Genomic DNA, 7,986 nt, shown 5'->3' with positions numbered 1-7,986 from the left:
ATGCCGATGTGGCGGTGATCACCAGCATCGCGCTGGATCACACCGATTGGCTGGGTCCGGACCGTGAAAGTATCGGCCGGGAAAAAGCCGGCGTGTTCCGCGCAGGTAAACCGGCCATCGTCGGTGAAGCCGATATGCCGGGCACCATCGCGGATGTTGCGGCGGAGAAGGGCGCAGTATTGTTGCAGCGCAATCGCGACTGGCAGTGGCTGCAAACCGGTGCCAGCTGGATGTTGCAGGATGCGCATGGCGAGCTGCGTGATTTACCGCTGCCGCAGGTGCCGTTAGCCAATGCCGCCACCGCGCTGACTGCGCTGCGTGCGTCGGGTTTAACGGTGAGCGAAGCGATTATTCGTCAGCATCTGCCGCTTGCGATTCTGCCGGGGCGTTTCCAGACCGTCAGCGAAGCGCCGCGCGTGATCCTCGATGTGGCGCACAATCCGCATGCCGCTTATTATCTGGCTTCACGTCTGGAAGAAGAGCCACATAGCGGTGAAGTGCATGCGGTGGTCGGGATGCTGCACGACAAAGATATCGCGGGAACGTTGGCGGCGCTGGCGCCTCAGGTTGACCGCTGGTACTGCGCGCCGCTCGACGGCCCGCGCGGTGCCTCCGCCGATGAGCTCCTCGCTCATCTGGATGGTGGCGTGGCTTACAGCAACGTTGATGCGGCCTGGCAAGCGGCGCGTCAGCAGGCGCGTCCCGAAGATGTGATTCTGGTGTGTGGCTCTTTCCACACCGTAGCGCAGGTTATGGAATCGATGGCAGCGGAGAACGGCAGTGGCAAGTAAGTTCCAAAATCGCTTAGTCGGTACGGTCATTCTGGTGGCGATTGGTGTCATCGTGTTGCCCGGCCTGCTGGACGGTAAGAAGAAGCATTATAAAGAAGAGTTCGCCGCCATTCCGCTGGTGCCAAAACCGGACGATCAGCAGGATAGCGAAATGGTGCCGCCGGTGACGCAACCCTTACCGGCGCAGCCGCCGGAAGGGGCGGGCGCGGCACAAAATCAGAACGGCGGTAAGACCGCCACCAACGGCAGCGAGCAGCCAACGCAGAATAGCGAGCCAAGCGTGGTGACGCCGCCGCCGGTGCATCAGCAAGTGCAGCCGAAACCGGTTGAACAGCCGAAGCCAAAACCGGTCGAGCAGCCGAAACCGAAGCCGGTTGAACAGCCGAAGCCAAAACCGGTTGAGCAACCGAAGCTGAAGCCTGTTGAGCAGCCGAAGCCGGTTGAACAGCCAAAACCGGTGGAAACGCCGAAGCAAAGTGAACCTGCAGCGCCAGCCGGTCAGGCGTTTGTGGTACAGCTCGGTGCGCTGAAGAACGCGGCGAAAGTGAGTGAGATTGTGGCACAACTGCGGCTTTCCGGTTATCGCGCCTTCACCGTGCCGTCAACGCCGGTGCAGGGACAAATCACCCGTATTTACGTCGGTCCGGACGCGAACAAAGCGAAGCTGCAAGGCTCGCTGAGTGAGCTGCAAAGCATCTCCGGCCTCGGTGGTGTGGTGAAACCGTATAGCGCCAGATAAAGTGCTGATAAGCCGCGCCGATAACAGAAAAAGGCGCGGCTTTACAAAAAATTTGTAGCGAAGCGCGGCAATAAAATCATTGAATATCAGTGGATTAAATCCCTGATAATACACAGGGCGACGAAAGTTTTTTTCATCGCCCTTTTTGCGGAAACAGAACCGGAAAACCCTACGCAAACGTTTTCTTTTTCTGTTAGAATGCGCCCCGAACTGGATGCAGGGGTGCGATAGCACTGGGCTGGAAGAGTTCATGATCTGGATTGATTACGTCATTATTGCGGTAGTTGGTTTTTCGGCTCTGGTCAGCCTGATTCGTGGGTTTGTCCGGGAAGCCTTATCTCTCGTTACCTGGGGATGCGCGTTTTTTGTCGCCAGTCATTATTACGCCTACCTTGCAGTCTGGTTTACCGGTTTTAGCGACGAACTGGTGCGCAACGGCATCGCCATCGCGGTGTTATTCGTTGCTACCCTGATTGTGGGTGCCATCGTCAACTATGTCATCGGCTCGCTGGTTGAAAAAACTGGCTTGTCGGGAACCGACAGGGTGTTGGGAGTCTGTTTCGGGGCGTTGCGTGGCGTGCTGATCGTATCTGCTATGCTGTTCTTCCTCGATACATTCACCGGCTTTTCGAAAAGTCCGGACTGGCAACAGTCGCAACTTATCCCCGAATTCAGTTACATCATCAGGTGGTTTTTCGATTACCTGAAAAGTACGTCGAGTTTTTTACCCCGGTGACACCATCGGGCGTGCGGCTAATGAGGAAAAGACAATATGTGCGGTATTGTTGGTATCACCGGTTTTATGCCAGTAAACCAGTCAATCTATGACGCGTTAACGGTGCTTCAGCACCGCGGGCAGGATGCCGCCGGCATTTGTACCATCGATGCTATTAACTGCTTCCGTTTGCGTAAGGCTAACGGCCTGGTCAGCGATGTGTTCGAAGCGCGTCACATGCAGCGTTTGCAGGGCAACATCGGCATTGGCCATGTGCGCTACCCAACAGCAGGCAGCTCCAGCGCCTCTGAAGCGCAGCCTTTCTACGTGAACTCCCCTTACGGCATCACGTTGGCGCATAACGGCAACCTGACCAACGCCCACGAACTGCGTAAACAGCTGTTCGAAACGGGTCGCCGTCACGTCAATACCACCTCAGATTCCGAAATCCTGCTGAATATCTTTGCGCAGGAGCTGGACCGTTTTCAGCACTATCCGCTGGAAGCTGACAACATTTTTGCTGCGGTGGCGGCGGTGCATCAGCAGGTGCGCGGCGCTTACGCAGTGGTTTCAATGATTATCGGACACGGCATGGTCGCCTTCCGCGATCCCAACGGTATTCGTCCGCTGGTGCTGGGCAAGCGCGTTATCGCCGATGGCCGCACCGAATACATGGTGGCGTCAGAGAGCGTGGCGCTGGATACGCTGGGCTTCGAGTTCATTCGTGACGTAGCACCTGGCGAAGCGGTGTACATCACCGAGCAGGGCCAGCTCTCGACGCGTCAGTGCGCCGAGAACCCGAAAACCAATCCATGCCTGTTCGAGTACGTCTATTTTGCTCGTCCGGATTCGTTCCTCGACAAAATCTCGGTGTACAGCGCGCGCGTGCGCATGGGCACCAAGCTGGGCAACAAAATTGCCCGCGAGTGGGAAGATCTGGATATCGATGTGGTGATTCCAATTCCGGAAACCTCCACTGATATCGCGCTGGAAATCGCACGCATCCTCGACAAGCCGTATCGTCAGGGCTTCGTGAAAAACCGCTACGTTGGCCGCACCTTTATCATGCCAGGACAGCAGCAGCGTCGCAGCGCGGTTCGCCGTAAGCTGAACGCCAACCGCGCTGAGTTCCGTGATAAGAACGTGTTGCTGGTGGATGACTCCATCGTACGCGGCACCACGTCTGAGCAAATCATTGAGATGGCACGTGAAGCGGGCGCAAAAAAAGTGTATCTCGCCTCGGCGGCACCGGAAATTCGTTTCCCGAACGTGTATGGCATCGATATGCCAAGCGCCACCGAACTGATTGCACACGGCCGTGAAGTGGATGAGATTTGCCAGCTGATCAAAGCCGATGCGCTGATTTTCCAGGATCTCAACGATCTGATTGAAGCGGTTCGTGAAGAGAACCCGGATATCGCCAACTTTGAGTGCTCGGTATTCAACGGCATCTACGTCACCAAAGACGTCGATCAACAGTACCTTGAGTATCTGCAGTCGCTGCGTAATGACGATTCTAAAGCCATCGCGCGTCAGACTGAAGTGGAAGGGCTGGAGCTGCACAACGAAGGCTAAGCCCGCGGTTGTGGCAGAGTAAAAGCAGGGCGGGCGCAATCCCGCCCTGTTTGTTTTTGTATTTTTGTTCAGCGAGCCGCTATCATTGCCGCAATCTGAACCTGCAAGGCTGAATTATGAAACGACTGATCATTGGCATTTCCGGCGCCAGCGGCGCGATCTACGGCGTGCGCATGTTGCAAGTGCTGCAACCGCTGGCGGAGGTGGAAACCCATTTGGTGATCAGCCCCGCCGCGCGGCAAACGCTGGCGCTGGAGACCGATTTCAGCCTGCGTGAAGTGCAAGCGATGGCCGATGTGGTGCATGACGTGCGCGACATCGCCGCCAGCATCTCATCAGGATCCTACAAAACCCTCGGTATGGCGATTGCGCCGTGCTCGATGAAAACGCTGTCGGGCATTGTGCACAGCTACAGCGACAGCTTGCTGACCCGCGCCGCAGACGTGGTACTGAAAGAGCAGCGTAAGCTGGTGCTGTGCGTGCGTGAAACGCCGCTGCATCTGGGACATCTGCGCATGATGACCACCGCAGCGGAACTGGGCGCGCTGATTATGCCGCCGGTGCCGGCGTTCTATCACCGTCCGCAATCCATCGGTGATTTAGTCGATCAAACGGTGAATCGCGTGCTCGATCAGTTCGATATTGAGCTGCCAGAAGATCTTTTCACTCGCTGGAGTGGCGCATAATGGTGCATTAATGCACTGCTCGTGTGCAAATTCGCGTGTGCGATCACTCTTCGTGCATCTTGTGCACCAAAAGTTAACAATGTCGCTTTTTCTTCCTCACACCGCTGTTATATTTCCCTCACAAACTAAGTGCTTGCGCCGCTAACCGGCGCAGTATTTAGCGCGCATGCGCAGCGTTTAGCCAATTCGCATAACTGGCATGAAACCTGCACAGCTTACAGCGCAAACCAACACATCACGCACCACATAACAATAAGCACTTCACTTGAGGGTTACCTATGAAAAAGCGAGTTCTGGCTCTTTCTCTGATGCTGACAATGGTAAGTAGCGCGAGCGTCTTCGCCGCTGTACCGCAGTCGCTGCGCATCGGAACTGACCCGACTTATCCGCCATTCGAATCCAAGAACGCGCAAGGTCAGCTGGTTGGCTTTGATATCGATCTGGCGAACGAAATTTGTAAGCGTATCAAGACTAAATGTACTTATGTGGAAAGTGATTTCGATGCGCTGATCCCGTCGCTGAAAGCGAAGAAGATCGACGCCATTATCTCTTCTCTGTCAATTACCGAAAAGCGTCAGGAAGAGATCAACTTCTCTGAAAAACTGTACGCCGCCAACGCACGCTTAGTGGCACCGAAAGGCTCAACGCTGCAACCGACCATTGAATCGCTGAAAGGCAAAAACATCGGTTTGCTGCAGGGCACCACCCAGGAAACTTATGCAAAAGAGTACTGGCAGCCAAAAGGTGTCACCGTTACGCCTTACGCTAACCAGGATCTGGTGTATCAGGATCTGAATGCCGGTCGTATTGATGCTGCGTTCCAGGACGAAGTGCAGGCGAGCGAAGGCTTCCTGAAACAGCCTGTTGGCGCTAAGTACGCTTTTGCGGGTCCAGCGGTTAAAGATGAAAAAGTCTTTGGCGTGGGTACCGGCATGGGCCTGCGTAAAGATGACGCAGACCTGAAAGCGGCGATCGATAAAGCCTTTAACGAGATGCGTAAAGACGGCACTTACGACAAAATTGCCAAGAAGTACTTTGATTTCAACGTGTACGGCGATTAATTATCCTGTTTCCTAATCCTGGTCTGTGAAATGCAGGAAGGTTGCACATAAGTATTCACTCCGGGCGCTTACATATGTAAACTGCCCGGCTTCATACGCTTGCCGCCATCCATCCTGCGATTCAAATTTCCTGGTTAGGACTGTCCGTCAGTTGGGCAGCGTTTGTAATTTACCCTCACGACAGGATTGAACCCATGTTGTATGGCTATTCCGAAGTAATCCTCAAGGGCACCCTTGTGACGCTGGAGCTGGCACTCAGTTCCGTGTTGCTGGCGGTGGTGCTCGGCTTAATTGGCGCTGGCGCCAAACTTTCCCGCAGTCGCCCGCTGGCGATGCTGTTTGAAGGCTACACCACCTTAATCCGCGGTGTGCCTGATTTGGTGTTGATGCTGCTGATCTTCTACGGTCTGCAGATCGCGCTGAATACTCTCACCGATGCGCTGGGACTGGCGCAGTTTGATATCGATCCGATGGTCGCCGGTATCATCACGCTCGGCTTCATTTACGGCGCTTACTTCACCGAAACCTTCCGTGGTGCATTCCTGGCGGTGCCTAGAGGGCAGATCGAAGCGGCAACCGCGTTTGGTTTCACCGGCTCGCAAACCTTCCGTCGCATTCTGTTCCCGGCCATGATGCGCTTTGCGCTGCCGGGCATCGGCAACAACTGGCAGGTTATTCTCAAAGCCACGGCGCTGGTTTCGCTGCTGGGGCTGGAAGATGTGGTGAAAGCCACGCAGCTGGCTGGCAAAAGTACCTGGCAGCCGTTCTACTTCGCCATTGTGGCGGGTGTGATTTATCTGGTGTTTACCACGCTGTCGAACGGCGTGCTGTGGTGGCTTGAACGTCGCTACACGGTGGGAGTGAAAAGGGCAGAGCTATGATTGAGATTATTCAGGAGTATTGGAAACAGCTGCTCTGGACCGATGGTTACCGTTTTACCGGCATCGCGATTACGCTGTGGTTATTGATCATCTCGGTGGTGATCGGCGGTTCGCTCGCCGTGCTGCTGGCGATTGCGCGCGTCTCCTCTAACCGCTTTATCTCCACGCCGGTTTGGCTGTTCACCTACGTGTTTCGCGGCACGCCGCTGTATGTGCAGCTGCTGGTGTTCTACTCCGGCATGTACACGCTGGAAGTGGTGAAAGGCACTGAGCTGCTGAACGCCTTCTTCCGCAGCGGACTGAACTGTACGCTGTTGGCGTTCACGCTGAATACCTGCGCCTATACCACCGAAATCTTTGCCGGTGCGATTCGTTCGGTACCGCACGGCGAAATCGAAGCGGCGCGCGCCTATGGTTTCTCGCCGTTTAAATTGTATCGCTGCATCATTCTGCCTTCGGCGCTGCGCACTGCGCTGCCGGCGTACAGCAATGAAGTGATCCTGATGCTGCACTCCACCGCGCTGGCGTTTACCGCAACGGTGCCGGATCTGTTAAAAATCGCGCGCGATATCAACTCGGCCACCTATCAGCCGTTTACCGCGTTTGGCATCGCTGCGGTGCTGTATCTGATTATCTCTTACGGGCTGATTAGCTTGTTCCGCAAAGCTGAACAACGCTTCCTGGCGCACGTAAAACCTTCTTCATCGCATTGAGTATCACTATGGCTGACAATAAATTAAGCGTTACCGAACTGCACAAACGTTACGGTGAACATGAAGTTCTGAAAGGCGTATCGCTGCAGGCGAATGCCGGCGATGTGATCAGCATTATTGGCTCGTCCGGTTCCGGAAAAAGTACCTTCTTACGCTGCATTAACTTCCTCGAGAAACCGAGCGAAGGCACCATTGTGGTCAACAACCAGCAGATCAATCTGGTGCGCGACACCGATGGCCAACTGAAAGTCGCGAACAAAGAGCAGCTGCGTATGCTGCGTACGCGCCTGACGATGGTGTTTCAGCACTTCAACCTGTGGAGCCACATGACGGTGCTGGATAACGTCACCGAAGCGCCGATTCAGGTGCTGGGGCTGAGCAAGGCGGAAGCGCGTGAGCGGGCGATTAAGTATCTGGATAAAGTCGGCATTGATGCGCGTGCACGTGCCAAATATCCGGTGCATCTCTCTGGCGGTCAGCAGCAGCGCGTGTCGATTGCGCGGGCGTTGGCGATGGAGCCCGAAGTGTTGCTGTTTGATGAACCCACTTCTGCGCTTGATCCGGAGCTGGTCGGCGAAGTGCTGCGCATCATGCAGAAGCTGGCGGAAGAGGGCAAAACCATGGTGGTGGTGACGCACGAGATGGAGTTTGCTCGTCACGTCTCTAATCACGTGATTTTTCTGCATCAGGGCAAGATTGAGGAACAAGGTTCGCCGGATGAGCTGTTCGGTAACCCGAAAAGCCCACGATTGCAGCAGTTTTTGAAGGGATCGTTGAAGTAGTTGCAGGTCACCATAAATAGTGACCCTACGGCCTAAGGTGCGC

Annotated in this window: 9 protein-coding genes; all 9 read left to right on the top strand. The window is 55.2% G+C overall.

The window, feature by feature from the left end; translation table 11 throughout:
- Positions 1-791, top strand: a 791-nt coding sequence (gene folC / locus RTY00_RS15000; RefSeq protein WP_312664973.1) for a bifunctional tetrahydrofolate synthase/dihydrofolate synthase, incomplete at its 5' end; no start/stop codon positions are given.
- Positions 781-1,530 (top strand): cell division protein DedD, encoded by a 750-nt coding sequence (gene dedD, locus RTY00_RS14995; RefSeq protein WP_312664972.1) that lies wholly within the window; start codon positions 781-783, stop codon positions 1,528-1,530. The genes folC and dedD, both read left to right, overlap by 11 nt.
- A gap of 250 nt (positions 1,531-1,780) precedes the next feature.
- Complete coding sequence (gene cvpA / locus RTY00_RS14990; protein ID WP_008105200.1) at positions 1,781-2,266, top strand: colicin V production protein; 486 nt, start codon at positions 1,781-1,783, stop codon at positions 2,264-2,266.
- Positions 2,267-2,302: 36 nt separating this feature from the next.
- On the top strand, positions 2,303-3,820 hold the full coding sequence (purF, locus tag RTY00_RS14985) for an amidophosphoribosyltransferase (protein ID WP_008105199.1): 1,518 nt from the start codon (positions 2,303-2,305) through the stop codon (positions 3,818-3,820).
- 116 nt (positions 3,821-3,936) lie between these two features.
- On the top strand, positions 3,937-4,506 hold the full coding sequence (locus RTY00_RS14980) for a UbiX family flavin prenyltransferase (protein WP_061717852.1): 570 nt from the start codon (positions 3,937-3,939) through the stop codon (positions 4,504-4,506).
- 278 nt (positions 4,507-4,784) lie between these two features.
- Positions 4,785-5,567: a lysine/arginine/ornithine ABC transporter substrate-binding protein ArgT gene (gene argT / locus RTY00_RS14975; protein WP_008105195.1), complete on the top strand. Its 783-nt coding sequence runs from the start codon at positions 4,785-4,787 to the stop codon at positions 5,565-5,567.
- A 194-nt stretch (positions 5,568-5,761) separates the two neighbouring features.
- A complete protein-coding gene (locus RTY00_RS14970) occupies positions 5,762-6,448 on the top strand; it encodes a histidine ABC transporter permease HisQ (RefSeq protein WP_312664971.1) in 687 nt (228 codons plus the stop codon).
- Positions 6,445-7,161, top strand: coding sequence for an ABC transporter permease (locus RTY00_RS14965; RefSeq protein WP_008105190.1), 717 nt, complete (start codon positions 6,445-6,447; stop codon positions 7,159-7,161). The genes RTY00_RS14970 and RTY00_RS14965 overlap by 4 nt, the downstream gene beginning before the upstream one ends.
- A gap of 8 nt (positions 7,162-7,169) precedes the next feature.
- The gene (gene hisP / locus RTY00_RS14960; protein WP_008105186.1) at positions 7,170-7,943 is read left to right on the top strand and encodes a histidine ABC transporter ATP-binding protein HisP; all 774 of its coding nucleotides are present in this window, start codon (positions 7,170-7,172) and stop codon (positions 7,941-7,943) included.
- The last annotated feature ends 43 nt before the right edge of the window (positions 7,944-7,986 follow it).

Source organism: Pantoea sp. CTOTU49201, assembly GCF_032054795.1.
Classification (GTDB): domain Bacteria; phylum Pseudomonadota; class Gammaproteobacteria; order Enterobacterales; family Enterobacteriaceae; genus Pantoea; species Pantoea symbiotica.
This window is presented reverse-complemented; position numbering and strand designations above follow the sequence as displayed.

Excerpts from the sequence above, each read along its gene's own strand:
- cvpA (WP_008105200.1), top strand. The coding sequence starts at position 1,781 with ATGATCTGGATTGATTACGTCATTATTGCGGTAGTTGGTTTTTCGGCT.
- argT (WP_008105195.1), top strand. The coding sequence starts at position 4,785 with ATGAAAAAGCGAGTTCTGGCTCTTTCTCTGATGCTGACAATGGTAAGT.
- purF (WP_008105199.1), top strand. The coding sequence starts at position 2,303 with ATGTGCGGTATTGTTGGTATCACCGGTTTTATGCCAGTAAACCAGTCA.
- RTY00_RS14965 (WP_008105190.1), top strand. The coding sequence starts at position 6,445 with ATGATTGAGATTATTCAGGAGTATTGGAAACAGCTGCTCTGGACCGAT.
- hisP (WP_008105186.1), top strand. The coding sequence starts at position 7,170 with ATGGCTGACAATAAATTAAGCGTTACCGAACTGCACAAACGTTACGGT.
- RTY00_RS14980 (WP_061717852.1), top strand. The coding sequence starts at position 3,937 with ATGAAACGACTGATCATTGGCATTTCCGGCGCCAGCGGCGCGATCTAC.
- RTY00_RS14970 (WP_312664971.1), top strand. The coding sequence starts at position 5,762 with ATGTTGTATGGCTATTCCGAAGTAATCCTCAAGGGCACCCTTGTGACG.